The sequence below is a fragment of the Baekduia alba genome (assembly GCF_028416635.1).
GTDB lineage: Bacteria > Actinomycetota > Thermoleophilia > Solirubrobacterales > Solirubrobacteraceae > Baekduia > Baekduia alba.
In genome coordinates this window covers 4,763,657-4,788,008 of sequence record NZ_CP114013.1, presented here as the reverse complement: position 1 = coordinate 4,788,008, position 24,352 = coordinate 4,763,657, and the positions used below count along the sequence as shown (strand labels likewise).

General features: G+C 73.2%; 25 protein-coding genes. 14 read left to right on the top strand and 11 right to left on the bottom strand.

Annotation, left to right across the window (positions count from 1 at the left end; all coding sequences use genetic code 11):
* Nucleotides 1-3 precede the first annotated feature (3 nt).
* From DSM104299_RS23880 to DSM104299_RS23870, 3 genes are read right to left on the bottom strand one after another with little or no spacing between them, the layout of a single operon-like run.
* Nucleotides 4-822, bottom strand: a complete 819-nt coding sequence (locus DSM104299_RS23880) for an SEC-C metal-binding domain-containing protein (protein ID WP_272474176.1) — start codon at nucleotides 820-822, stop codon at nucleotides 4-6.
* A gap of 6 nt (nucleotides 823-828) precedes the next feature.
* Nucleotides 829-1,620: an enoyl-CoA hydratase/isomerase family protein gene (locus DSM104299_RS23875; RefSeq protein WP_272474175.1), complete on the bottom strand. Its 792-nt coding sequence runs from the start codon at nucleotides 1,618-1,620 to the stop codon at nucleotides 829-831.
* Nucleotides 1,621-1,647: 27 nt separating this feature from the next.
* Entirely contained in the window at nucleotides 1,648-1,860 is a 213-nt protein-coding gene (locus tag DSM104299_RS23870) for a biotin/lipoyl-binding carrier protein (protein ID WP_272474174.1), read from the bottom strand.
* Between the two features lie 438 nt (nucleotides 1,861-2,298).
* Here DSM104299_RS23870 and DSM104299_RS23865 point away from each other — a divergent pair, with 438 nt between their 5' ends.
* The 3 genes from DSM104299_RS23865 to DSM104299_RS23855 all read left to right on the top strand — a co-directional run bounded on the left by DSM104299_RS23865 (nucleotide 2,299) and on the right by DSM104299_RS23855 (nucleotide 6,458).
* Complete coding sequence (locus DSM104299_RS23865) at nucleotides 2,299-3,099, top strand: lysophospholipid acyltransferase family protein (protein ID WP_272474173.1); 801 nt, start codon at nucleotides 2,299-2,301, stop codon at nucleotides 3,097-3,099.
* Between the two features lie 98 nt (nucleotides 3,100-3,197).
* Nucleotides 3,198-4,760: a PQQ-dependent sugar dehydrogenase gene (locus DSM104299_RS23860; protein WP_272474172.1), complete on the top strand. Its 1,563-nt coding sequence runs from the start codon at nucleotides 3,198-3,200 to the stop codon at nucleotides 4,758-4,760.
* A gap of 39 nt (nucleotides 4,761-4,799) precedes the next feature.
* Nucleotides 4,800-6,458: a PQQ-dependent sugar dehydrogenase gene (locus DSM104299_RS23855; RefSeq protein WP_272474171.1), complete on the top strand. Its 1,659-nt coding sequence runs from the start codon at nucleotides 4,800-4,802 to the stop codon at nucleotides 6,456-6,458.
* Between the two features lie 114 nt (nucleotides 6,459-6,572).
* Here DSM104299_RS23855 and DSM104299_RS23850 read toward each other — a convergent pair whose 3' ends face one another.
* Complete coding sequence (locus DSM104299_RS23850; RefSeq protein ID WP_272474170.1) at nucleotides 6,573-8,849, bottom strand: hypothetical protein; 2,277 nt, start codon at nucleotides 8,847-8,849, stop codon at nucleotides 6,573-6,575.
* Between the two features lie 127 nt (nucleotides 8,850-8,976).
* On the opposite strand from DSM104299_RS23850, the gene DSM104299_RS23845 reads away from it, so the two are divergent.
* From DSM104299_RS23845 to DSM104299_RS23825, 5 genes are read left to right on the top strand one after another with little or no spacing between them, the layout of a single operon-like run.
* A complete protein-coding gene (locus DSM104299_RS23845) occupies nucleotides 8,977-9,330 on the top strand; it encodes a winged helix-turn-helix transcriptional regulator (protein WP_272474169.1) in 354 nt (117 codons plus the stop codon).
* Between the two features lie 7 nt (nucleotides 9,331-9,337).
* A complete protein-coding gene (locus tag DSM104299_RS23840) occupies nucleotides 9,338-9,934 on the top strand; it encodes an NADPH-dependent FMN reductase (protein ID WP_272474168.1) in 597 nt (198 codons plus the stop codon).
* A 25-nt stretch (nucleotides 9,935-9,959) separates the two neighbouring features.
* Nucleotides 9,960-10,538, top strand: coding sequence for a Rossmann-fold NAD(P)-binding domain-containing protein (locus tag DSM104299_RS23835; RefSeq protein ID WP_272474167.1), 579 nt, complete (start codon nucleotides 9,960-9,962; stop codon nucleotides 10,536-10,538).
* Between the two features lie 19 nt (nucleotides 10,539-10,557).
* A complete protein-coding gene (locus tag DSM104299_RS23830) occupies nucleotides 10,558-11,490 on the top strand; it encodes a VOC family protein (protein ID WP_272474166.1) in 933 nt (310 codons plus the stop codon).
* A gap of 11 nt (nucleotides 11,491-11,501) precedes the next feature.
* Entirely contained in the window at nucleotides 11,502-12,458 is a 957-nt protein-coding gene (locus DSM104299_RS23825; protein WP_272474165.1) for an SIS domain-containing protein, read from the top strand.
* A 9-nt stretch (nucleotides 12,459-12,467) separates the two neighbouring features.
* On the opposite strand, the gene DSM104299_RS23820 is transcribed toward DSM104299_RS23825, so the two are convergent.
* The 6 genes from DSM104299_RS23820 to DSM104299_RS23795 all read right to left on the bottom strand — a co-directional run bounded on the left by DSM104299_RS23820 (nucleotide 12,468) and on the right by DSM104299_RS23795 (nucleotide 17,238).
* Complete coding sequence (locus tag DSM104299_RS23820) at nucleotides 12,468-12,845, bottom strand: ACT domain-containing protein (protein ID WP_272474164.1); 378 nt, start codon at nucleotides 12,843-12,845, stop codon at nucleotides 12,468-12,470.
* Complete coding sequence (locus DSM104299_RS23815; protein WP_272474163.1) at nucleotides 12,842-13,219, bottom strand: cupin domain-containing protein; 378 nt, start codon at nucleotides 13,217-13,219, stop codon at nucleotides 12,842-12,844. Before DSM104299_RS23815 ends, DSM104299_RS23820 begins: the two co-directional genes overlap by 4 nt.
* 22 nt (nucleotides 13,220-13,241) lie before the next feature.
* Nucleotides 13,242-14,069 carry an SDR family NAD(P)-dependent oxidoreductase gene (locus DSM104299_RS23810; protein ID WP_272474162.1) on the bottom strand — a complete coding sequence of 276 codons (828 nt, stop codon included), beginning with the start codon at nucleotides 14,067-14,069 and terminating at the stop codon, nucleotides 13,242-13,244.
* Nucleotides 14,070-14,220: 151 nt separating this feature from the next.
* Nucleotides 14,221-15,369: an acyl-CoA dehydrogenase family protein gene (locus tag DSM104299_RS23805; RefSeq protein WP_272474161.1), complete on the bottom strand. Its 1,149-nt coding sequence runs from the start codon at nucleotides 15,367-15,369 to the stop codon at nucleotides 14,221-14,223.
* Nucleotides 15,370-15,376: 7 nt separating this feature from the next.
* On the bottom strand, nucleotides 15,377-16,582 hold the full coding sequence (locus DSM104299_RS23800; RefSeq protein ID WP_272474160.1) for an acyl-CoA dehydrogenase family protein: 1,206 nt from the start codon (nucleotides 16,580-16,582) through the stop codon (nucleotides 15,377-15,379).
* Between the two features lie 53 nt (nucleotides 16,583-16,635).
* Nucleotides 16,636-17,238, bottom strand: coding sequence for a TetR/AcrR family transcriptional regulator (locus DSM104299_RS23795; protein WP_272474159.1), 603 nt, complete (start codon nucleotides 17,236-17,238; stop codon nucleotides 16,636-16,638).
* A gap of 187 nt (nucleotides 17,239-17,425) precedes the next feature.
* Here DSM104299_RS23795 and DSM104299_RS23790 point away from each other — a divergent pair, with 187 nt between their 5' ends.
* The 5 genes from DSM104299_RS23790 (at nucleotide 17,426) to DSM104299_RS23770 (ending at nucleotide 21,911) form a co-directional block, all read left to right on the top strand.
* Nucleotides 17,426-18,211 carry an enoyl-CoA hydratase/isomerase family protein gene (locus tag DSM104299_RS23790; protein WP_272474158.1) on the top strand — a complete coding sequence of 262 codons (786 nt, stop codon included), beginning with the start codon at nucleotides 17,426-17,428 and terminating at the stop codon, nucleotides 18,209-18,211.
* An 11-nt stretch (nucleotides 18,212-18,222) separates the two neighbouring features.
* Complete coding sequence (locus DSM104299_RS23785; RefSeq protein WP_272474157.1) at nucleotides 18,223-18,993, top strand: arginase family protein; 771 nt, start codon at nucleotides 18,223-18,225, stop codon at nucleotides 18,991-18,993.
* Nucleotides 18,994-19,063: 70 nt separating this feature from the next.
* Complete coding sequence (locus DSM104299_RS23780) at nucleotides 19,064-19,555, top strand: COG4315 family predicted lipoprotein (RefSeq protein ID WP_272474156.1); 492 nt, start codon at nucleotides 19,064-19,066, stop codon at nucleotides 19,553-19,555.
* Nucleotides 19,556-19,602: 47 nt separating this feature from the next.
* Nucleotides 19,603-21,180: an acyl-CoA carboxylase subunit beta gene (locus DSM104299_RS23775; protein ID WP_272474155.1), complete on the top strand. Its 1,578-nt coding sequence runs from the start codon at nucleotides 19,603-19,605 to the stop codon at nucleotides 21,178-21,180.
* A 53-nt stretch (nucleotides 21,181-21,233) separates the two neighbouring features.
* Entirely contained in the window at nucleotides 21,234-21,911 is a 678-nt protein-coding gene (locus tag DSM104299_RS23770) for a zinc metallopeptidase (RefSeq protein WP_272474154.1), read from the top strand.
* Nucleotides 21,912-22,094: 183 nt separating this feature from the next.
* On the opposite strand, the gene DSM104299_RS23765 is transcribed toward DSM104299_RS23770, so the two are convergent.
* Nucleotides 22,095-23,195 carry a glycosyltransferase family 4 protein gene (locus DSM104299_RS23765; protein WP_272474153.1) on the bottom strand — a complete coding sequence of 367 codons (1,101 nt, stop codon included), beginning with the start codon at nucleotides 23,193-23,195 and terminating at the stop codon, nucleotides 22,095-22,097.
* Nucleotides 23,196-23,254: 59 nt separating this feature from the next.
* Between DSM104299_RS23765 and DSM104299_RS23760 the strand changes: the two genes are divergently transcribed.
* On the top strand, nucleotides 23,255-24,322 hold the full coding sequence (locus tag DSM104299_RS23760) for a right-handed parallel beta-helix repeat-containing protein (RefSeq protein ID WP_272474152.1): 1,068 nt from the start codon (nucleotides 23,255-23,257) through the stop codon (nucleotides 24,320-24,322).
* Nucleotides 24,323-24,352: the final 30 nt, after the last annotated feature.

The window sequence follows — 24,352 nt, the reverse complement described above, 5'->3', positions numbered from 1 at the left end:
CGCTCAGCGCCCGCAGCACTTCTTGTACTTCTTGGCGCTGCCGCACCAGCACGGGTCGTTGCGGCCCGGCGGCCAGGCCACGGCGCCGCCCTCCTGGGCGAGCTCGTAGGCGGCGCGGGCGCGCGCCTCGGCGGCCTCGGGGTCGAACTCGTTCTCGGCGGCCAGCTCGTGCACCCGCGCAACGGTGAGCGGGACGACGACGGGGTGGCGCGGCGCGCCCGGGGCGACCGCGCGCATCCGGCGGTCCAGCTCCAGGGCGTAGGCCTCGTGCCCGTCGGCGGCCCAGTCGGCCGCGAACGACGGCCACGCCTCGACCGCGCGCGCGAACTCGTCCAGCGGGAAGTAGGGCGTCGCGACCGGCGTGTCGACGCCCTGCGCCGCGGCACGGGCGAGCGCCAGGCGCGCGGCCTCGTCGACCGCCTCGGCCGGCAGGCCGGCGTCGGCCAGCGCCGTCGTCCGCTCGCCGACGATCTGGCGCAGCGTCTCGCCGTCGGCGCCCGAGTGCAGCGCCAGCTCCAGCGCGCGCCCGAACAACTCGGCCGCCACCGCGGGCTCCTCCGCCTCGGCGTGCGCGCTGCCGGCCAGGAACGGGACCGTCGGGTCGCCGGGATGGTCGCGCTCCAGCGCGGCCCAGATCGCGTCGGCGTCGCCGCGGCGTCCGGCGAGCACGTGCATCCAGGCGACGTGCCAGCGCTGGTCCTCGCCGGTGAGCTCCTGCAGCTCGCCCAGGACCGCGATCGCCTCGTCGTACTGGCCGCTCTGCTCGAGCGTGTCGACACGCGTCTCGAGCGCCTCGACCTGCTTGCGCGACGGGGCGGCCACGGTCGGCTACTTCCCCTGCCAGCGCGCGGGGCGCTTCTCGGCGAAGGCGCGCACGCCCTCGGCCAGGTCCTCGGAGGCGAAGCACGCCTTGCGCAGCGCGATCAGCTCGGCCTCGACGGCCGGGTCCAGCGTCGCCTCGGCGTCGAGCAGCGCGCGCAGGACGCGCTTGTTGCCACGGACGCTCAGCGGCGCGTTGGCCGTCAGCTCGGCGGCCCAGTCCAGCGCGACGCCCTCGAGGTCCTCCTCGCCGGCGATCTCGTGCAGCAGGCCCCACGTCTTGGCCTCGCGGGCGCTGATGTTGCGGCCGAGCAGGAAGAGCTGGCGGGTGCGCGGCTCGCCGATCGCGTGCAGGAAGCGGCGCAGGCCGGTGTGCGAGTAGACGAGCCCGAGCTTGGCGGGCGGCATCCCGAGCTTGATCCCGTCGCGGGCGACGCGCAGGTCGCAGGCGAGCGCCAGCTCCAGCCCGCCGCCGATCGTGTGACCCGGCAGCGCGGCGATCGTCGGGACGTCGGTCGCGTCCAGCGCGTCGATCGCGCTCGTGAACGGATGGGCCACGAGCTTCTCGGCCTCGGCCGCGAAGACGTCCTCGGGGATGTCGCCGATGTCGTAGCCCGACGAGAACATCCCGTGCGCGCCGGTGAGGACGATCGCGCGGGTGGCGCCGTCGTCGGCGCCGCGGACGGCCGCCGCGATCCCGTCGAGGATCGCGTGGTCGAGCGCGTTGCGCTTCGCCGGGTTGGAGATCGTCAGCCGCCGGACCCCGTCCAACGGCTCGTCGATGAGGAGTTCGCCCGCCATTCGCGGCGGGAGGCTAGTGATTTGGCGCTACTCGAGGACGACGAGCGTGTCGCCCTCGTTCACGGCCTGGCCCTCTTCGCAGAGGATCTCCTTGACCGTGCCGGCGTCCTCGGCCTCGACCGGCATCTCCATCTTCATGGACTCGAGGATGACGACCGTGTCGCCCTCCCCGACGGTGTCGCCGATCTTGCACTCGATCTTCCACACGGTGCCCGTGATGTGGGCCTCGATGTCCGCCATGCGCGGGAACATAGGTGGCTGACCGGACGTTCACATGCCCTCGACCGACGGGCGGAACCTGGACGGCGATGTTCCGACCGCGTGGCGATAGAGGGCGACCCCGTGGTGCCGCATCATGCTGGCAAGTGATCGGCCGGGGGACATCGCAACAGCGCACACCGTCTCCTCCTGCGACGACTCGCCGTTGTGCCGACCGATCGCCGCTCCGCGGTATGGCCTGACCCACCGTCCCGGAGCACGCCTGGGGACCATGCGCCACATGGAGGAGGGACAGCCTCCATGTGGCGCACCCCGGGTGACCGTCCCGCCGCCGACTTCATGGAGGCTCGGCCTCACATGTGGCGCACCCCGGGTGACCGTCCCGCCGCCGACTTCATGGAGGCTCGGCCTCACATGTGGCGCACCCCGGGTGACTATCGCGGGTAACATTCTCGCATCGTGGGCGAGTCCGAGCAGTTGGCGAAGATGAAGGCGCAGGTCTACCTCGACGAGCGCCCGAAGGAGTACTTCGACCGCTTCCACGAGCGCGGACGCACGCGCGAGCCCGACTGGGCCTACGAGGCGGTGCGCTCGCTGACGCTCCTGTACGCGTGGTCGTTCTTCCGCGCGCGGTCGATCTCGACCGACAAGGTCCCGCCGACCGGGCCGGTCATCCTGGCGCCGAACCACTTCTCGTTCATGGACCACTTCTTCGTCGGCGGCTCGATCCGCCGCAAGGTGCGGTTCATGGCGAAGTCGCAGCTCTTCAAGCCGCCGATGCAGTGGGTCTACACGCACGGCGGCGTCTTCCCGGTCCGTCGCGGGCACCGCGACGAGGAGGCGATCGAGACCGCGCACAGCATCCTCGGCCGCGGCGGCTGCCTGGCGATGTACTGCGAGGGCGGCCGGTCGCGCGACGGCAAGCTCGCCGACCAGGCCAAGCCGGGCATCGGCCGCCTGGCGCTGGAGACGGGCGCGACGGTCGTGCCGATCGCGATCCACGGCTCCTCGAAGGTCCGCAACTGGAAGAAGCTCGAGTTCCCGAAGGTGACCATCCAGTACGGGGACCCGTTCCGCTTCGAGCCGGTCGCCGAGCCGACGCGCGACCGCGCGCAGGCGACCGCGAACGAGATCTTCGACGCGATCAAGGTGCTGTACAACGGCCTCGAGGCGCACGGGCGCCGCGGGATCGTCGCGCGGGTGCGCGAAGAGCGCCGCGCGCTCCGCCGCGCCGGCAAGCGCGGCACCGCCGCCGCGTGATCGCACGCTCTGCGGGCCGCACGCTCGCGCCTGGAAGTCGCCAGCGGCTTGACGTGCGGCCGCACGCCGGCGCTCGCCGGCGACTCCCGGCCACGCCCGTGCGGGCCGCACAGCGCGCGATCCTCGGCCTGCTGCTCGGGGTCATGGCCCTCGCCGTCGCGCCGTCGGCGTCGTTCGGCGCCTCGGGGCTGTCGCTGGTCGGCGTGGCGCGGCTCGATACGCCGGTCGGCGTCGTCTCCGCGCCCGGTGACCGGTCGCGGGTGTTCGTGGTCGAGCAGGGTGGGCGGATCATCGCGGTGCAGGGGCGCACGGCGTCGGTCTTCGCGGACCTGACCGATCGCGTCAAGTCCGGTGGGGAGCAGGGGCTGCTCGGGCTGGCGTTCGCCCCCGACTACCCGACCAGCGGCAAGTTGTACGTGTACTACACGGCGCGGCCCCCGGCGGGCGCGGTGGTGGCCAACGACGGCGGCGACGTGGTCGTCAGCGAGCTGCGCCGGCGCGACGCCGACCACGCCGACGTCGCCAGCGAGCGCGTGATCCTGCGCATCCCGCACCGGGGCGACCAGTACGAGAACGGCGGCCAGCTGGCGTTCGGGCCGGACGGACGGCTGTGGATCGGGACCGGCGACGGCGGCGACGACACGCGGTTCGGCCGCAACTCGCAGCTGCTGGACCCGGCGGCCGACGACGCCGCCGCCGGCTACGACGCGCTGCTGGGCAAGCTGCTGCGGATCGACCCCGCGCCGGGCGACGGCTGCGGCGGCGGCTGCACGATCCCGGCCGACAACCCGGGCTTCGCGCAGCGCGAGGTCTGGGCCTACGGACTGCGCAACCCGTGGCGGTTCTCGTTCGACGCGGCGAGCGGCGACCTGTTCATCGCCGACGTCGGCGAGGCGCGCTGGGAGGAGGTCGACGTGGCACCGACCAGCGCCGGGCGGGCGCGCGGCGTCAACTTCGGCTGGCCGTTCTTCGAGGGCCAGGATCCCGGTCCGCCGGACGCGGGGAGCCCGCCGGCCGGATGCTGCGTCGGCCCGGCGATCGTGCGCTCTCACGCCGCCCCGGAGTCCTGGAACGCGGTGATCGGCGGCGTGGTCGTGCACGACCCGGGCCTGCCGGCGCTGAACGGGAAGTACCTCTACGGCGTGTTCAACAGCGGGACGATCCGCGCGGCGACGGTCGGCGGCGGCCAGGTCACGAGCGACGTCGAGACGGGCCTCGCCCAACCGGCGCTGACGTCGTTCGGCGTCGACGGCTGCGGTCGCGTGTACGTGACGTCGCTGGACGGCTGGCTGTACCGCCTGTCACAGGGCGCGGGCGTCTGCGACGCGGTCGGCGTGACGCTCGACGTGCCCGCCCGTCAGCGCGCGACGTCCGGGCTCGTGCGGGCGTCGATCGCCTGCGTCGTGGCCTGCTCGGCCCAGGTGCAGGTGTCGCTGCGCGTCGGCCGGGCGATCGTCGGCCGGACCACGCCGCGGGCGCTGGCGCTGCGGGCCGGCAAGGCCCGGACGGCGTCGCTGCGGGTCAGCGCCGCGATCCGCGCGAGGCTCCGCCGCGCGCTGGCCGGCGGTCGCGCCGTCACCGCCCGCGTGGTCGTCACGGCGCACGCCGTCGACAGCAAGGCGCAGCGCCGGTCGTCGGTCGACGCGCGCCTGCGCCGCTGAGCGGGGCTTCGCCGTCGGGTGCGGGGGTAGGACCGCAGAATGACTCGGCGCGTGGGGATGGGGCTGGCGGTCGCGGTGGGCTGGGCGCTGGCGCTCGGGGCGCCGTCCGCGCCGGCGGCGGTGACGCTCGCGCCGATCGGGACGTTCCAGCAGCCGGTCGACGTCGCCGCGCCGCCCACCGACATCTCGCGCGTCTTCGTGGTCCAGAAGGGCGGCAAGATCATGGTCGTCCGCAACGGCGCGGCCTCGACCTTCCTGGACATCACCGGCCGCGTCCGCTCCTCGGGCGAGGAGCAGGGGCTGCTGTCGGTCGCCCTCGCGCCCGACTACGCGATCAGCGGCACGTTCTACGTCTACTACACGGCGCAGCCGCCGGGCGGCGCCGGCGCGGTGGGCTCGGACCTGACGGTCAGCGCGTTCCACGCCACCGACCCGGACCACGCCGACCCCGCCAGCGAGCGCGTGGTGCTGAGCATCCCGCACCGCAAGGAGGACAACCACAACGGCGGCCAGCTGCAGATCGGCCCCGACGGGCTGCTCTGGGTCGGGACCGGGGACGGCGGAGGCGGCAACGACGGGCTCGGCAACGCCCAGAAGACCGATCCCTCGTGGAACGACGCGAGCGCCGGCCACGACGCGCGGCTGGGCAAGCTGCTGCGGATCGACCCGACGCCGGGCAACGGCTGCGGTGGCGGCTGCACGATCCCGGCCGGCAACCCGGGCTTCGCCCAGCCCGAGATCTGGGCCTACGGGCTGCGCAACCCGTGGCGCTACTCGTTCGACCGGGCGACCGGCGACCTGGTGATCGGCGACGTGGGGCAGGAGACGTGGGAGGAGGTCGACTTCGCGGCCGCCGCCGGCGGGCGCGGCGCGGGCGCCAACTACGGGTGGAACACCTACGAGGGCAACCACCCGCGCGGGACGAGCGACCCGGCCGGGTCGCCGGCCGGCTTCACGTTCCCGGTGCTCGAGAAGAAGCACGGGGCGCCCGACAACTTCGCGTCGATCGCGGGCGGCTACGTCGTCCGCGACCCCGCGCTCCCGGACCTGCTCGGCAAGTACGTGTACGCCGACACCTACGCCGGCAAGATCCGCGCCGTGACCGTTGGCCCGGGCAGCGCGACCGGCGACGTCGACACCGGCCTGCACGTCTCGACGCTCTCGTCGTTCGGCCAGGACGCCTGCGGCCGCGTCTACGCGACGTCGCTCGACGGGCCCGTGGTCCGGCTGTCCGGCAGCGGCGCGTGCGTGCCGCCGCCGGGCGCGACCGCGCCGCCGCCCGCCGGGACCACGCCGACCGGCCCCGGCGGCGGGCCGGGCGCCGCGGGCGGAGCGCCGGAGGTCAAGGTCGTCGCGGCGTCCACGCAGCGGCCGTGGAAGAGCGGCGTCGTGCGCCTGCGGGTTTCCTGCACCGCGATCTGCCGCCTGACCGCGGGCGGGACGTTCCTCGTCACCAGGACGACGCGCAGGGCCGGGGCGGCGGTCGTCAGGACGCTGCGCACCCAGACCGCCAAGCGCGTCCTGCCCGCCAACACGCTGACCACCGTCAAGATGAAGGTGTCGGCCAAGACCCGCCGCTCGCTCCTGCGAGCGCTGAACCGCCACCGCCGCATCACGCTGCGCTTCGCGATCACCGCGAGCGACCGCGACGGCCACGCCCGCAACGCCACCGCCCGCTCGGCGATCACGCGGCGCTAAGGGCTGGGGGCGGAGCGGCGCTCGCCGAGGTCCGTGTCGTCTGGTGTCCCACATAGGGACACCAGACGACACGGATCCAGGGTTCGCGGCGTTCGCGGCGCTCGCGGCGCTCGCCTACCGACGGACGTCCTCGCAGTCCGGCGCGACCTCGTCGGTCGCGTCGGCGAAGACGACGTCGGCGCCGTCGCCGCACGACACGCGGTCGAAGCCGCCGCCGACGACCTGGATGCGGTCGTTGCCCTCGTCGCCGGCGATGATGTCGTCGTCGAGGTTGCCGAAGATGGTGTCGTTGCCCGGGCCGCCGTTGATGGTGTCGTTGCCGCGGTCGCCGGTGATGGAGTCGTCGCCCTCGTTGCCGAGGATCACGTCGTTGTCGCCGCGGCCGTGCAGCGCGTCGTCGCCGAGGCCGCCGTGGAGCTCGTCGTCGCCGTTCTCGCCGTCGACGTAGTCGTCGCCGCCGTTGCCGAACAGGACGTCGTTGCCGTCGTTGCCGAACAGCGAGTCGGCGTTCTCGGTGCCGTAGAGCGTGTCGTTGCCGACCGTCCCGAAGATGTTGTTGGACGGCGGCGGCGCGTCGGTCGCGGCGTCGGCCGGCACCAGCTTCACGATCTCGCAGGAGCGCAGCGTGTCGCGCGTCGGGGCGTCCTCCTCCACGTACACCGTGTCGCGGCCGGGACCGCAGTCGACGGTGTCGTGGTCGCCGTCGGCGACGCGGATGTCGTCGCGGCCGCTGCCCCCGGCCACGGTGTCGGCGCCCGGCCCGGCGACGATCTCGTCGTTGCCGTCGCCGCCGGAGAGCCTGTCGTCGCCCGAGCCGCCGTCGATCGCGTCGTCGCCCTCACTGCCATAGAGCGTGTCGCGGCCGGCGTCGCCGCGGATCGCGTCGGCGCCCAGCCGGCCGAAGACCGTGTCGCCGCCGGTGCCGCCGTCGATCGTGTCGTTGCCGTCCCCGCCGTCGACCTTCTCGCCGCCCGGCCCGCCCAGCAGCGTGTCGTCGCCGGTGCCGCCGTCGATGTCGTCGGTGCCGCGGTTGCCGTCGACGTAGTCGTTGCCGTCGCCGCCGTCCAACAGCATGTCGTTGCCCAGGCCGAGCTCGACGATGCGGTCGTTGCCGGCGCCGCCGCGCACGACGTCGTCGCCGTCGCCGCCGTCCAGCGAGTCGTCGCCGTCGCCGCCGTCGACCTCGTCGTCGCCCGTGCCGCCGTTGGCGTAGTCGCTGCCCGGCCCGCCGTCGAGCGTGTCGTTGCCGGCCTGGGCGAACAGGCGGTCGTTGCCGTCCTCGCCGTAGAGCTTGTCGTTGTCGGCCCCGCCGTCGAGCGTGTCGTTCCCGGCGCCGCCGTACAGGAGGTCGGCGCCGCGGCCGCCGAGCAGCGTGTCGTCGCCGCCGAAGCCCAGCAGCCGGTCGCCGAGGCGGGTGCCGGTCAGCTTGTCCGGGCCGTCGGTGCCGGTCGCCAGGCCGACCCCGGCCTGGATCGCCAGCGCCCGCGGGTGCGCGTCGCCGCTCAGCCGCCGGATCGACAGGCGCCGGAACGAGAGCGCGCTCAGGACGCTGATCGTCCCGGCCCGCTCGTCGGCGGTGTAGAGGCGGACGCCGTCGGGCGCGACCGCCGGATGGCCCGGGCCGGTACCGGTCGCCACGCGCGCCGCGACGCGCCCGCGCGGGAGGTCGAAGACCGCGGTGACGCGCGAGCCGGGCCCGGCGCCGGCGATCACGTGCTTGCCGTCGGCGGTCACGGCGACGCCGCCGCCCGGGCCGGGCGCGGTCCGGATCGTGCGGCCGAGCCTGCCGCCGGCGGTGTCGATCGTCACCAGCGCGGTGCGCTTCTTGGTCGCCGTCAGCGCGAACGCGTGGCGGCCGGTCGGCGCGAACGCGACGCCGGTGACGCCGGCCAGCTGCATGCGCCGCACGCCGCTGCCGAGCAGGTCGACGATCGCGATGCGCTTGGCGTCGAGCGCCACGACGGCCTTCGCGCCGTCCGCGGAGACCGCCAGCGCTGAGGGGCTCTTCGCCCGGGGGTCGAGCTGGATCGTCTTGGTCACGGTCATGGCGAGCGGGTCGATCAGGTCCAGCGCGCCGGCGCGCGCGGCGACCAGGCGGACGCCGCCGGCGGCCATCGCCAGCGCGGTCGGCGTCCGGGTCAGCTGGACGTCGCCGACGCGCGTGCGCCCGTTGAGGTCCAGCGCCGCGACGCCCGCGCCGGCCGCGACGTAGCCGCGCGCGCCGTCGGGCCCGATCGCCACCGCGCGCGCCGCGCCGGCCACCGGGACGCGCGCGACGAGCGCGCCTGACTGGACGTCGAGGAGCGTGGCGACCGGCTCGCCGGTGGCGACGAGCATGACCCGCGCGTCGGCGCGGGCGGCGCCGCCCAAGGCGACCAGGAGGACGAGCACGGGGAGAAGGGTGCGGCGCATCAACGACACAACCCGCGCACCCGGCCCAAGGTTCCGGTGCGTCGCCATCCCGGTTCGGACTACGGATTCCGTAGCAACTACGAATTCCTGAGCTATGCTGGCCCGCATGACCGAGGTCGAGGCCATGTGCCCGCGCTTCCACTACGCCGTCGAGCTGATCGGCGCGCGCTGGAGCGGGGCGATCCTCCGAGCGGTGCTCGACGGCCGGCACCGGTACTCCGACATCAAGGCGCTCATCCCGAGCGTCAGCGACACGATGCTCGCCCAGCGCCTGCGCTGGCTGGAGGCCGAGGGCCTGCTCGAGCGCCGGCCCGTCGCCGGCAGCGGCCCGCTGCGGGCCGATTACCACCTCACCGAGAAGGGCACGGCCCTGGCACCGGTCATCGAGGCGCTGAAGACGTGGGCCCACGACTGGGTCCCCGTCGCGCTCCCGAACCCTCCCATCGAGAAGGCCTCCTGAATCCCGCATGCCCAAGCTGCACGTCATCCTGGCCAGCACGCGCCCCGGCCGCGCTGGGGAGCCGATCGCCGACTGGTTCGTCTCGCGCGCACGCGCGCACGGGGCGTTCGACGTCGAGCTCGTCGACCTCGTCGAGGTGGACCTGCCGTTCATGGACGAGCCCAACCACCCGCGCCTGCGCCGGTACGAGCACCAGCACACCAAGGACTGGTCGGCGCGGATCGACGCGGGCGACGCGTTCGTCTTCGTCACGCCGGAGTACAACTACGGGTTCACCGCGCCGCTGAAGAACGCGATCGACTTCCTGCACTTCGAGTGGCAGCACAAGCCGGTCGGCTTCGTCAGCTACGGCGGGATCGCGGCGGGCACGCGCGCGGTGCAGATGCTCAAGCAGGTCGTGACGACGCTGAAGATGCTGCCGGTCTTCGAGGCGGTGAACATCCCGTTCCACACGCAGTTCATCGACGAGGAGGGCGTCGTCGGAGCCAACGACGTCATGGAGCAGGCGGCCGCCGCGATGCTCGACGAGCTGGTGCTGAGCGAGGCGACCCTGCGGCCGCGCCGCGAGGCGATCCGCGAGGCCGAGGCGGCGGGCAAGTCCTAGGGCCGCGGGAGGTAGGGTCCGGGCCGTGCTCGACGTGCTGCGCCCCGGAGTCCTCGAAGGCCTGACGGTCTGCGTCGTCGGCGACGGCGCGGCGGAGCGCGAGCGCGCCGCCGCGCTCGGCGCGCGGGTGGTGACGGTCGACGGCGACCTCGGCGACGAGGACGCGGTCGCGGTCGCGGTCGGCGCGCTCGGGCCGATCGACGTGCTGGTGGTCGACGCGGGCTCGGAGTTCGCCGAGGCCGGCGGCGGGATGCCCGGGCTGCGGCGTGCGGTGGACGACGGCTGGAACGTCGTGCGCGCGGTGGTCAACGCGGGGTGGATCGGGGACGGCTCGGACGAGGGCGGGTCGGGCGGCGGCGGCAAGGTCGTCTTCCTGGCGCCGATCGCCGACGCCGGCGAGCACGCCAACGCGGTCGGCGCCGCGCTGGAGAACGCGGCGCGGACGCTGTCGGTCGAGTGGGCGCGCTTCGGCGTCCGGATCACGGCGATCCGGCCGCGCGCGGGCGCGGCCCCCGGCGAGCGCGCCGAGCTCGTCGCGTTCCTGGCCTCGCCCGCCGGCGACTACTTCACGGGCTGCTCGTTCTACCCCGGCGCCGCGGTGTAGCCTCGTCCGCGAGGCCTCCGTGCGGCTCCAGGGCATCCACCACATCAGCGCGATCACGGGCGACGCCCAGCGCAACCTCGACTTCTACACGCGGGTCCTCGGCCTGCGGCTCGTCGCCAAGACCGTCAACCAGGACGACCCGAACGTCTACCACCTGTTCTACGCCGACGAGCAGGGCCATCCCGGCTCGGAGATGACGTTCTTCGAGTACCCGCACGCGATCCCGGGCCGGCCGGGCGCCGGGATGATCCACCGGATCGTCTGGCGCGTGGGCTCCGACGCGGCGCTCGTGTTCTGGGCGCAGCGTCTGCCGTCGTTGGAGGTGCCGGTCACGCGCGGCGCTGAGGGGTCCGTCGTGTTCAGCGATCCCGAGGGGCTCGAGCACGAGCTGGTCGTCGACGAGAGCGGCGACGCGCCGCTGATCGCCGGCGCGCCCGACATCCCGGCCGAGCACGCGCTGCAGGGCTTCGAGGGCGTGCGCGCGTACGCGACCGACCCGGAGCGCAGCGGCGCGCTGCTGGAGAAGGTGCTGGGCGCCGAGCGCAGCGGCGACGACGTCTGGACGCTGCGCGGCGAACGCCGCGGCGGCTGGATCGCCTACGACCCGGCGCCGGCCGAGCGCGGGCGGCAGTCCGGCGGCTCGGTCCACCACATCGCGTGGGGCACGACCGTGGTCGAGCACCCCGAGTGGCAGGACCGCATCACGGCCGCCGGCGTGCACACGAGCGGGATCATCGACCGCACGTACTTCAAGTCCATCTACTTCCGCGAGCCGTCGGGCGTGCTGTTCGAGATCGCCGACGACGCGCCGGGCTTCACCATCGACTCGCCGGTCGAGGAGCTCGGGCGCAAGATCATCCTGCCGCCGCAGTTCGAGGGCCAGCGCGAGCGGATCGAGCGGCGCCTGACGCCGCTGCCCGATCCGGGCCCGCGCCCTGCAGCCGCGACGTAGAGTTGCCGCGCATGTCCTCGCACATGCGCCCGACCCTGTGGTCCCAGCCCGACGAGCTGGCGCGCGTCCTCGCCGATCCCGGCCCGGCGCGCGCCGCGGCGGACACGCTGCGCGGGCGGGAGGTGCTGCTCGTCGGGATCGGGACGAGCTGGCACGCGGCCCAGCACGGCGCGTGGCTCCTGCGCGCGGCGGGCGTCCGGGCGCATGCCGCGCACGCGGCGGACCTCGCGCCCTACGACGTCCCGGTCGATCCGGCCGGCGGCGTGATCGTCCTGAGCCACACCGGCCACACCGGCTACTCGATGGACGTCCTGCGCCGCGCCCGCGACGCGGGCGCCGCGACCGTGCACATCAGCGCGATCGGCGCCGGCGGCGACGTCGAGACGGTGGCGGCCGAGAAGTCCTATGCCTACACCGCCAGCCACACGGCGGCGCTCGCCCGCGTCGCCCAGATCGCCATCGCGCTCGGCGCGGACCTGGGCGGCGACCTCGCCGCGGTCCCCGATGCCGTCCAGCGTGTGCTCGACCTCCCCGGCCCGCTGCTCGACGTGCCGCCGCGCCTCGTCGAGCTCGTGGGCGCCGGCCCCAACGCCTGGACCGCCGCCGAGGGCGCGCTGAAGATCCGCGAGGCGTCCTACGTCGCGGCCGAGGGCCTGTCCTCCGAGCAGTTCTTCCACGGCCCGTCGGTCGCGCTCGACGTCCAGGACGCGCTCGTCGTCCTCGACGGCGGCGGGCCGATGGCCGCGCGCACCGCGAAGATCGCCGACGCCGTCGCGGTCACCGGCGCGCGCGTCGTCCGCTTCGCCGCCGACGAGCGGCTCGGCGAGCAGCTCTCGATCTTCCCGCTCACCGCCGTCGTGCAGCGCGTCGCGCTCGAGCTCGCCGAGGCCCGGGGCGTCAGCCCGGACCGCTTCCGCTACGAGGAGGACCCGCGGCGCGAGGCGGCGTTCGAGGCGGTCGGCTTCTGACGCGCGCCGTCAGACGACGTCGTGGCCGGCGTCACGCAGCGCGGTGACCGCGGCGTCGAGCTGCCCGCCGGGCACGAGGACCCAGTCCGTGTCGTGCGTCGCGATCGGGAAGATCGGCACGTTGGCCTCCGCCAGCGGCGCGGCGATCGACGCCAGCACGCCGGTCAGCCCGAGGTCCAGCGGGCCGGCGACCTCGACGATGCGCCAGCCGCGCACGACCACGCCGGCGTCGTCGCCGACGAGGTCCTCCAGGCACACCAGCGACCGCTCCTCGCCGACCTCGGTCAGCGACCAGAAGCCGGTGCCGGACGGCGGCACGACCGGCGCGTCGACGCCGGCCGCCAGCCGGCACACCGCGTAGTCGCCCTCCAGCACCCGCAGCCTCATCGCGGGGCCCAGGGCACTTCGACGGCGTCCTCGGTCGGCGAGTTGCGGGCGACGACGTACTCGACGTCGTCGTCGTCGGACAGGTTCTCCAGCACGTGCGTCTCGTGCGGCGGCACCCACAGCATGTCGCCCTGCTGGAGCTCGACGACGTGCTCCAGCCGCTCGCCCCAGCGGATGCGCATCCCGCCGCTCAGCAGGTAGCAGGCGCTCTCGCAGTTGGCGTGGAAGTGCGGCCGCGAGCGCGCGCCCGCCGGCAGGCGGAAGATCCCCATGAAGAGGTTCTCGCTGCCCGTCGTCGCGCGCGAGATCTCGTGACCGCCGACGACGCCGCGGGGCTCCTCGTGCGGAGCCCCGCCCGGTCTGATGACCTTCATGGCGTCGAGGCTACTCGCCGCGCTACGTCGTCATGCCGGTGAACTGCCCACCGGTGACGTTCAGCACCTGGCCGTGCACGTAGTTGCTCCACGGCGAGCACAGGAAGAAGACGCCGCCGGCGGCTTCCTCCGGCGTCCCCGGCCGGCCCAGCGGGATCAACATGGAGGCCATGCCGCGCAGCTGGTCCGGGATGCCGAGCTGGACCTTCTCGCCGCCGATCTCCATCTGGTTGCTGTCGTCCTTGGACGCCGTCAGCCGCGTCTCGATGTAGCCGAACGCGACCGCGTTGACGTTGATCTTGAACTGGCCCCACTCCTTGGCCAGCGTCTTGGTCAAGCCCACGACCGCGTTCTTGCCGGCGCTGTAGTTGGCCTGGCCCGCGTTGCCCATCGTGCCGGAGACCGAGGAGACGTTGACGATCTTGCGGAAGACCTCGACGCCCTCCTCGCGCTCCTTCTTGGCCGGCTCGCGCAGGTGCGGCGCCGCGGCGCGGATGACCTTGAACGGCACCGTGACGTGGATGGCGAGCATCCGCTCCCACCAGTCGTCGCTCATCTTGTGGATCGGCGCGTCCAGCGTGTAGCCCGCGTTGTTGACGATGATGTCGACCCGGCCCCAGGCGTCGATCGCCGTCTGCACCAGCCGGTCGGGCGCGTCGCCCTTGGTCAGGTCGCCCGCGTAGACGGCCGTCTCGCCGGCGATCTCGCCCGCCGTCTGCTCGGCGACGTCGCCGTCGAGGTCGTTGATGACCACCTTGGCGCCTTGGGCGCTGAGCAGCTCAGCGGTGGCCCGGCCGATGCCGCGGGCGGACCCGGTGACGATCGCCACCTTGTCGTCGAGGACTCCCATGCGCGTCTCCTTCTCCAGAACGTGAATCCAACGTCAACTTGCGCGGCGGATCCTAGCTGTCGCGCAGCCGCCCCAGCACCAGGACGTCAGGCGCGCTGGAGCGCCGCGTTCTGCGCGCGGGCGACTTCGCACGCGAAGCTGGCGCGTCTGCTCAGAGCGCCAGGACCTTGGCCAGGATCTCGCGCATGATCTCGTCGGTGCCCCCGCCGATCGGGCCCAGGCGCGCGTCGCGGGCCATCCGCTCGATCTCGTACTCCTCCATGTAGCCCGCGCCGCCGTGGATCTGCAGGCACGTGTCCATCACGTCGAAGCAGGCGCGCTGGGTGGCGAGCTTGGCCATCGTGACCTCCTTGACCGCGTCGCCCTCGGTGTCGACGAACCGGCGCAGCGCGTCGTAGGTGACGACGCGCCCGACGTGCGCGGTGGTCGCGACGTCGGCGAGCTTGTGGCGCAGCGCCTGGAAGCCCGTGAGCGGCCGGCCGAACGCGTTGCGCTGCTGGGCGAAGGCCACGGTCTTGTCGTAGGCGACCTGCATCGCGCCGACCGCGCCCAGGGCCATCACCAGCCGCTCCCACTGGAAGTTGGCCATGATGAGGTAGAAGCCCTCGTTCTCGCGGCCGAGCAGGTTCTCCTCGGGCACGAACACGTCGTCGAAGGCCATCAGCGCGGTGTCGGAGGCGTGCCAGCCCAGCTTCTCGATCGGCGACGTCGTCACGCCGTCCTGGCGGTCGACGATGAAGAAGCTGATGCCGTGGTGGCCGCCCTCGGCGGTCGTCTTGACCGCCGTCACCCAGAAGTGCGCGCGCACGCCGTTGGTGATGAACATCTTCGAGCCGTTGATCAGCCAGCCGCCGTCGACCCGCTTGGCGTGCGTCTTCAGCCCGGCGACGTCGGAGCCCGCGTCCGGCTCGGTGATCGCCAGCGCCGCGAGCTTCTCGCCGGCGATCGCGGGCGCCAGGTACTGCTCCTTCTGGCGGTCGGTGCCGAACTTCGCGATCGGCGGCGTGGCGATGTTGATGTGCGCGCCGATGCCCGCGGCCACGCCGCCGGAGCCGCAGTGCGCCAGCTCCTCGGCCAGGACCGCGTCGTGCAGGTAGCCGCCGCCCTGGCCGCCGTAGGCCTCCGGGTACTTCAACCCCAGGAAGCCGTGCTCGGCGAACTGCCCGAAGACGCTGTCGGGGAAGCCGCGGGCCGCCTCCCACTCGGCGGCGTGCGGGCGCAGCTCGGCGAGCACGAAGCGGCGGATCGACTCCCGCAGCGCCTCGTGCTCGTCGCCGAACGGCGGCTCAGGCTTGGCCACCGAAGGCCTACAGGCCGTAGGAGCGGCCGATGACCTCGAGCATGATCTCGTCGGTCCCCGCGCCGATGCGGTTGAGGCGCAGGTCGCGCCAGACGCGCTCGACCCCGTACTCCTTCATGTAGCCCGCGCCGCCGTGGATCTGGATGCACTCGTCGGCGACCTCGACCGCGATGCGCGAGGCGTGCAGCTTGGCCATCGAGATCTCGCGGACGGGGTACTCGCCGTTGTTGAAGCGCCACGCCGTCATGTACACCAACTGCCGCGCGGTCTCGATCTTGGTGGCCATCTCGGCGAACTTGTGGCGGATGACCTGGAACTTGCCGATCGAGCGGCCGAACGCCTGGCGCTCCATCGCGTACTTCAGCGTCATGTCGAAGCAGTTCTGGGCGCCGGCCACGCAGCCGGCGGCGCCGATCAGCCGCTCGCCCTGGAGCTCCCAGCTGATGTGGTAGAAGCCCTTGCCCTTCTCGCCGAGGAGCGCGGAGGCCGGGACGCGGACGTCCTGGAAGGCCAGCAGCGCGGTGTCGGAGGCGTGCATGCCGAGCTTCTGCAGCCGCTGCTCGCGGACGACGCCCGGCGCGTCCATCGGGACGAGGAAGAGCGAGATGTCGCCGTGGCCGGAACCGGACCCGCCGCCCGCCCCGGTCTTGGTGACCAGCACGATCACGTCGGCGCGGTGGCCGTTGGTGATGTAGGTCTTGGACCCGTTGATGACGTACTCGTCGCTGGCCTCGTCGTAGATGGCCCGCGTCTTGATGCCGGCGACGTCGGAGCCCGCGTCGGGCTCGGTGATGCCGAGGCAGAGGATCTTCTCGCCCTTGATGGCGGGCACGACCCACTCCTGCTTCTGCTCCTCGGTGCCGAACGCGAGGATCGGCGGCATCGCCATGTCGGTGTGCACCGCGATGCCCATCGCCAGGCCGCCGGAGTGGCCGTGGACGAGCTCCTCGGCGAGGACCAGCGACGTGTAGTAGTCGCCGCCCTGGCCGCCGTACTGCTCGGGCTTGTCGAGGCCGAGGAAGCCGAGCTCGCCCATCCGCGGGAAGACGGAGTCCGGGAACGTCGTCTCCTCCCACTCCTCGGCGTGGGGCGCCAGCTCCTTGGTGGCGAAGCCGCGGATCGACTCGCGGAGCTGCTGGTGCTCGTCGGTGAAGATGAAGTGCTTGCGCGCGGCCCCGTGGTCGGGCTTCAAGACGTCAGCGGTCGTGGCCATGGGCGGACCGTAACGACCGCCGGACCGAAAGTAAACAGTGGCACGTCCTACTTTCAGCTGGCGCCGCCGTCCCCGCGCGGCGCGAACGCCGACGCGCACGTCTCCCCGACGTGCCGGCCCGCCTCGTCCACGCTCATCCGGCCTGCGGTGACCTCGACCATCGCGACCACGCCGAGGCCACGCAGCGTCGTGAGCATCCAGGTCACCGGCAGGTCGTCGCGCACCTCGCCCCGCGCCTGGGCCGCGGTGAGGTAGGCCTCCAGCGGGTTCTCGCCGAGCTCGTCGCCCTCGGCCGGCGCCAGCGCGCGCTCGCGCAGGTCCGGATGGGCGTCCAGGAACCGGTAGCGGTCGCCGATGGCGATGATCCGCGGGCCGAGGTCGCACAGCAGCTCGCGCGCCGACGAGGCCGTGCTCAGCGCGTCGGCGACCGTCTCGGCCGCCTCGCGGAGCACCTCCTCGAACAGCGCGTCGATGAGGTCCTGCCGGCGTGGGAAGTGGCGGTAGACCGTCGTCCGGCCAAGGCCGGAGGCGTCGGCGACCTCCTGCATCGTCGCCTGCGGGCGCTGGGCCAGCAGGGCCACCGCCGCGTCCAGCACGGTGCGGCGGTTTCGGCGCGCGTCGGAGCGCAGCCGGGCGTCAGAGGTCTGGTCGCTCATGGGTCAGGGTGAATGGTGCCGTAGCGGACCACGGCGTGTGAAAGCTCTGTACCGTTTCGGCCTCGGCTCCTGCCGCGCGTTGGCCGAAGTGTCCCGATCGTGGCGCAGAGACGCTCACCGCTGACGAAACGGAGCACGGCGGTTCCAGATGGTCGTCTGGTGCCCAGACGTGCTTTGCTCTGCGCCCATGGCCTACGAGACGATCCGCTACGACGTCGCCGAGACCGGCGTGGCGACCATCGCCCTGGATCATCCGGAGACGCGCAACGCGCTCTCGGACCAGGTGCTCGACGAGCTGCTCGCGGCGTTCACCGCCGCGCGCGACGACGAGGCGGTCCGCTGCGTCGTGCTGACCTCCACGCACGACAAGGTCTTCAGCAGCGGCGGCAACCTCGCCGGCTTCGCCGAGGGCGTGCCGCTCGTGCACAAGCACTTCGGGACCGATCGCTTCCCGCGGCTGTTCCAGCTCATCGGGGCGCTCGGCAAGCCCTCGATCTGCGCGGCGAACGGTCACGTGCTGGCCGGTGGGCTGGGGTTGGCGCTGGCGTGCGACCTGATCGTCGCCAAGGAGGGCGCGACGTTCGGGACGCCCGAGATCAACGTCGGCGTGTTCCCGTTCATGATCATGGCGTTGATCTACCGCAACGTGGGCCGCAAGAAGACCAACGAGCTGCTCCTGCTCGGCGAGCGGATCGACGCGGCCGAGGCCGAGCGGCTCGGCATCGTCAACAGGGTGGTGCCCGCCGAGGGCTTCGACGAAGCCGTGAGCGACTGGGCCGTCAAGCTGGCCCGGAAGTCCCCGGTGCTGATGCGCCTGGGCAAGGACGCGATGTACCGCCAGCAGGACCTCGCGTTCGTCGACGCGCTGGAGTACCTGCATCACAACCTCACGCTCGCGTTCTCGACCGAGGACATCCAGGAGGGCGTGAAAGCGTTCTTCGAGAAGCGGGAGCCGGTGTGGCAGGGCCGCTGACCCTGGTCGGGATGCTCTGCCGGTCCTCCGAGCGGGTCGAGGACGCGGCGGCGGGCACCCGGGCGCTGACCGAGGAGCTGGGCGCGCGCCACGGGGTCGCGGCGCGGCTGATCGGCTCGCCGTCGCCGATGCGGGTCGTGGGCTGGGAGGAGGACCTGCGCGGCTCGCGCGGGTGCCTGCTCGAGGCCGGCGGCCAGATCGACGACGCGCTCGCCGCGGGCGGTCGGCCGGTCCTCGTGGCTCCGGACTGCTCGGTGTCGCTGACCACGCTGCCGGCGGTCGTCCGGCACCGTCCGGAGGCGACCGTGCTGTGGCTCGACGCGCACGCCGACTTCAACACGCCGGACACCACCGTCAGCGGCTACCTCGGCGGCATGTGCCTGGCGGCGGCCTGTGGGGTCTGGGACGCCGGCCTGCTCGGCGAGGGCGCGCCGCGCGTCGACCCGACCGCGGTCGCGATGTGCGGCGTGCGGGACCTCGACGGGCCCGAGATCGCGCTGCTGGAGACCCGCGGCGTCGTGCGGATCGACCGCCCGGGGCTGCTGGCCGACGCGCTGGCCGGCCAGGAGGTCTTCGTCCACCTCGACCTCGACGTCCTGGACCCGGGCATCCTGCCCTCGCCGTTCCCGGCGCCGGGCGGCCTGAGCGACGGGGGCCTGCGCACGCTGCTCAGCGAGGTCGCGGACTCCTGCGAGATCCTCGGCTGCGAGATCACGGGCTTCCACGACCCCTCGCTCACCGAGCTGATCGCGAGCGTCGTGGAGCCGCTGGTCGCGGGCTGAGGCGGCGGAAGGCCAGCGCGCCGGCGGTGTCTTGCAGGGAGACCCATCCCCACAGCAGGAAGGCATGACCATGAGACGCCCCCTCGCGCTTCTCGCCGTTCTCGCCCTCGTCGTCGCCCTCGGCGGCGGCACCGCGGCGATCGCCCTGTCGAAGGGCTCGTCGCCCACCGTCAAGACACGGAGCACATCGCTCGGCACCGTGCTCGTCGACGCCAAGGGCCGGACGCTGTACCTGTTCGAGAAGGACAAGACCAAGAAGAGCACGTGCTCCGGGCAGTGCGCGGTCAACTGGCCGCCGGCGCTGACGAGCGGCAAGCCCAAGGCCGGCGGCGGCGCGGCCGCGTCGAAGCTCGGCACGACCAAGCGGTCCGACGGCACGACGCAGGTCACCTACAACGGCCACCCGCTGTACCGGTTCATCGCCGACAAGAACAAGCCCGGCAGCGTCAAGGGCGAAGGCATCGACGCGTTCGGCGCCGAGTGGTACGTCGTCGGGACCAACGGCAAGAAGATCGAGAAGGGTGGCGACTCGTCCAGCGTGTCGGGCCCTTCCGGCTACTGAGCTCGCTTGACGGATCCCGAAGTGGGAAGTAGGACTTCCTACTTCCCATGACGGACACCACGAACGCCCCGACGTCCCTGCTGCGCCCGCTGGTCGACGACCTCCTCGAACGGCGGGCCGCAGCGCGTCTCGGCGGCGGCGAGGAGCGCATCGCCAAGCAGCACGCCGCCGACAAGCTGACCGCGCGCGAGCGGATCGACCTGCTCGTCGACGCCGGGACGTTCTCCGAGCTCGGCCTGCACGCCGGCATCCACTACTCCGTCCGCGGGCTGGAGGACAAGCAGGCGCCGGCCGACGGCGTCATCACCGGCTACGGCAAGGTCGACGGGCGGCTGGTCGCGATCGCGGCCTACGACTTCACGGTCATGGCCGGGTCGATGGGCATGACCGGCGAGCTGAAGGTCGGGCGGCTGCGCGAGCTGGCGCTGTCCAAGCGGATGCCGATGGTGTGGCTGCTGGACTCGGCCGGGGCCCGGATCCAGGAGGCGGTCGGGTCGCTCTTCGCCGGCTCGGGCCACCTGTTCCGCGAGGAGGTCGTCGCGTCCGGCGTCATCCCGCAGGTGGCCGCGCTGATGGGCCCGTGCGCCGCCGGCACCGCCTACATCCCGGGGCTGGCCGACTTCGTCCCGATGGTCAAGGGCCGCGGCTCGATGGCGCTGGCCGGGCCGCACCTCGTGCGCGCGGCGGTCGGGGAGGACGTCACCCAGGAGGAGCTCGGCGGCTCGCGCGTGCACTGCCGCAAGTCGGGCGTCGGCGACCTCGAGGTCGCCGACGACCAGGAGTGCATCGCGAAGATCAAGGCCTACCTGTCGTTCCTGCCGTCGCACAACGAGCAGGCGCCGCCGATCCGGGAGACCGCCGACCCGATCGACCGCATGGACGACGAGCTGCTCGACGTCCTGCCGGAGTCCAACCGCAAGCCCTACAACATGTACGACGTCATCGAGCGGATCGTCGACGACGGCGAGTTCTTCGACATGAAGCCGCAGTTCGCCAAGACCATCATCACGGGCTTCGCGCGGTTCGGCGGCCGGCCGGCGGGCATCGTCGCCAACCAGCCCAAGCAGCTCGGCGGGATCCTGGACAACGACAGCGCCGACAAGGCCGCCCGCTTCGTCAACCTCTGCAACGCGTTCGGCATCCCGCTGGTGTTCCTGATGGACGTGCCCGGCTTCATGGTGGGGTCGAAGGTCGAGCAGGGCGGGATCATCCGCCACGGCGCGAAGATGCTGTACGCGGTGGCCAACGCGACCGTCCCGAAGATCACCGTGGTCCTGCGCAAGGGCTACGGCGCCGGCTACTACGTCATGAACGGCCGCGCCTACGAGCCCGACCTCATCGTCGCCTGGCCGAGCGCGGAGATCAGCGTGATGGGCGCCGAGGGCGCGGTCGAGATCGTCTTCCGCAAGCAGGTCGAGGCCGCCGAGGACCCGGCCGCCAAGAAGGCCGAGCTGATCGACGCCTATCGCAAGATCATCGACGTCTACATCCCCGCCAGGAACGCGATGATCGACGACGTCATCGACCCGCGCGAGACCCGTCCCGTCATCTGCCGCGGCCTGGAGATGGCCGAGGGCAAGCGCGTCGACCGGCCGTGGAAGCGCAACGGCGTGGTCCCGGTCTGAAGGCGACCTGGAGGCTTAGGCGGCCCTAAGCGATCAGCACTAGCGTCGAGCCCATGTCATCGCTCACCGTCGTGTGGCTGCTCACCATGATCGTCCCGCTCGGGCTCGGGCTGTGGGCGCAGCGGAAGGTGAAGCGCACGTTCGAGCAGTACAGCCAGGTCCCCGTCCGCAACGGGATGACCGGCGCGCAGGCGGCCGCGGCCGTCGTCCGGTCCTCCGGGCTGGAGGGTGTCGAGATCCGCGAGGTCGAGGGCCGGCTGACCGACCACTACGACCCGCGCAACCGCACGCTCAACCTGAGCCCGGACGTGGGCGAGGCGTCGACGGTCGCCGCGCTGGGCGTCGCCGCGCACGAGGCCGGCCACGCGATCCAGGACGCGCGCAACTACCTGCCGATGCGGGTGCGCCAGACGTTCGTGCCGGTCGCGTCGATCGGCTCGTCGTTCGCGATCCCGATCATCTTCATCGGGTTGATCCTGGGCGCGACGGGCCTGACGAACGTCGGCCTCGCGCTGTTCACCGCGATCGTGCTCTTCCAGCTGGTCACGCTGCCGGTCGAGTTCGACGCGTCGCGCCGCGCGCTCGTCGCCCTGGGCGACGGCCGCCTGCTGGAGGCCGACGAGCTCGCCGGCGCCAAGCAGGTGCTCAGCGCCGCGGCGTGGACCTACGTCGCCGCCTTCGTCGCGGCGCTGTCCCAGCTCATCTACTTCTTCCTGGCGTCGCGCCGGTAGGCGCCGGTCGCGAGGCCGAGCGGGGAGACGGGCGGCGTGCGCCTGGCCTGCTGAGGGCGAGGCGCACGCCGGAATCCCGAGGCCGTTCATCCGTCCGTCACGGCCGTGCGCAGAGCGAACACGATCCGCGGGCGCCCTGCCAGTTGGCGGTCCGGCGCCTGACCAGAGCGCCCGCGCTCCACGTCAGAGGCGGGCGCGGATCCCGTCGGCGATCACGCGGGCGACGGCATCCCACGTGAACCGCTGCGCGACCATGGCCCGGCCGGCCTGGCCGAGCGTGCGCCGCAGCTCGGCGCCGTCGAGCACGCGGCCCAGCGCCGCGGTGAGCGCGTCGACGTCGCCGGGCGCGACGAGCAGGCCCGTCCGGCCGTCGTCCACACGGTCGGGGATCCCGCCGGTGCGGGTCGCGACGACGGGCAGGCCGTACCCGGAGGCCTCGGTGTAGGCGATGCCCGCAGGCTCGACGCGGGCCGGCAGGGCGAAGACGGTCGCGCGGGCGAGGTGGGCGGCCACCGCGGCCGGCGCCACCCGTCCCACCACGTGCAGGTACGGCCGCTGCACCGGGGGCCGGCAGCCGACGACGGTCAGGCGCAGGCCGGGCGTGCTCGGCGCGAGGCGATCCAGCGCGGCGATGAGCTCGGGCCCGCCTTTGCGCTCCCACGCGACGCCGACGAACACGACCTCGACGGCGCCGTAGTCCTTGGCGCTCACGTCCGCGGGCATCGGCACGTTGAGCCCGGTCAGCGCCAGCGCGGCGGCGTCGGACGGCACGTCGTAGTCACGGTGCAGCGAGTCCATGACGTTGGTCCCCGTGGCGAACGTGCACCGGGCGTGGCGGTAGACGCCGCGCTCCAGCGCCAGCCAGCGGGGCGGGAAGTGCGGGGCGGCGCCGGCGTCGTCGTAGCGGCGGTGGGCGAGCGCCGTGTGGTCGGTGTAGACGAAGTGCGGCGTGCCCTCGACCGCGCCGTCGAACAGCGACTGCGTCTGGAACGAGAACGCGGCGCCGGCCGCCCGGACGTGCGCGGCCGCGCGGGCCGACAGCACGCGGAACGCGGTGGAGTTGGTCTCCAGCGCGTTCATCACGGCCGCTCGACCGCGCAAGCGGGTCCCGTACTCGACGACCGCGCGCGGTCCGGACCGGACCAGCGTGCGCGGCGCGGTGACCGCGCCGCGCAGGTCGAGCGCGTCGAAGTCGTGCTCCGGGAGCGCGGCGCGGAGGTGCTCGAGGAGCGCCGCGTTGATGTTGGAGAAGCTGCCGAGCTGCAGGAACACCGCGCGCGCCATGGCGCGCAGTCTGCACGAACCGCCTCGCCGCAGGCGTCGCCGGGGCTACCCTTCGCCGCGTGTCGCACGCCGGTCGCCTCCTCCTGGTCGTGGCGGCCGTCGCGGCGCTGACGGCGACGTCGGGCTGCGGCGGGGCCGGATCCGGAGTGCTGGCGCCGAGCGCGCGCGCCGCGACCGTCTGCGACCGTTTCGTGGCCCCCCACGGCGACGACCGCGCCGCGGGCACGGCGAAGCATCCCTGGCGCAGCGCGCAGCGGCTGGTCCGCGGCCTGCGGTCGGGGCAGCGCGGCTGCCTGCGCGCCGGGACCTATCGCGGTGACGTCGCGGTCGGGCGCAGCCGCGTGGTGCTGAGCTCGGCGCCCGGCGAGCGCGCGCGGGTCGTCGGTCGCGTGTGGATCCAGCGCCAGGCGTCCCACGTGGCGGTCATCGACCTCGACCTCGACGGCCGCAACGCGCGCGGCCTGCCGTCGCCGACGGTCAACGGCGACGCCGCGCAGTTCCTGCGCCTCGACGTCACCAACGACCGCTCCGGCGTCTGCTTCCTGATCGGGTCGGGCTACGGGCGGGCCGACGACACCGTGATCCGCTGGAGCCGCATCCACGGCTGCGGGGTCCTGCCGGCGGTCAACCGCCAGCACGGCATCTACGTCGACACCGCCGTCGGCACGCAGATCCTCGACAACGTCATCTACGACAACGCCGACCGCGGGATCCAGCTGTACCCCGACGCCCAGCGCACGACGATCCGCGGCAACGTCATCGACGGCAACGGCGAGGGCGTGATCTTCTCCGGCGACGGCCGGACCGCGAGCAGCGACACGCTGGTCGAGGGCAACGCGATCACCGGCGCGCGGATCCGCGCGAACGTCGAGTCGTGGTACCCGACCGGCGCGGCGCAGGGGCGCGGCAACCGCGTGGTCGGCAACTGCCTCGAGGGCGGCACGCCGGCCATCGACGTCTCCGGAGGGGGCTTCGCGGCGAGCGACAACGTCGTCGCGGCGCCGCTGTACAAGGACCGCCTGAGCCACGACTTCCGGATCGGCGCGGCGTCGCCCTGCGCCGCGGTCCTGCGCGCGAGCGCGGCGCCCGCCGGCCCACAGGGCCAGCCGCCGGTGAGCGGTCGATGAACGCTCGGTCCCTCGGCGTGGTCGGACCGG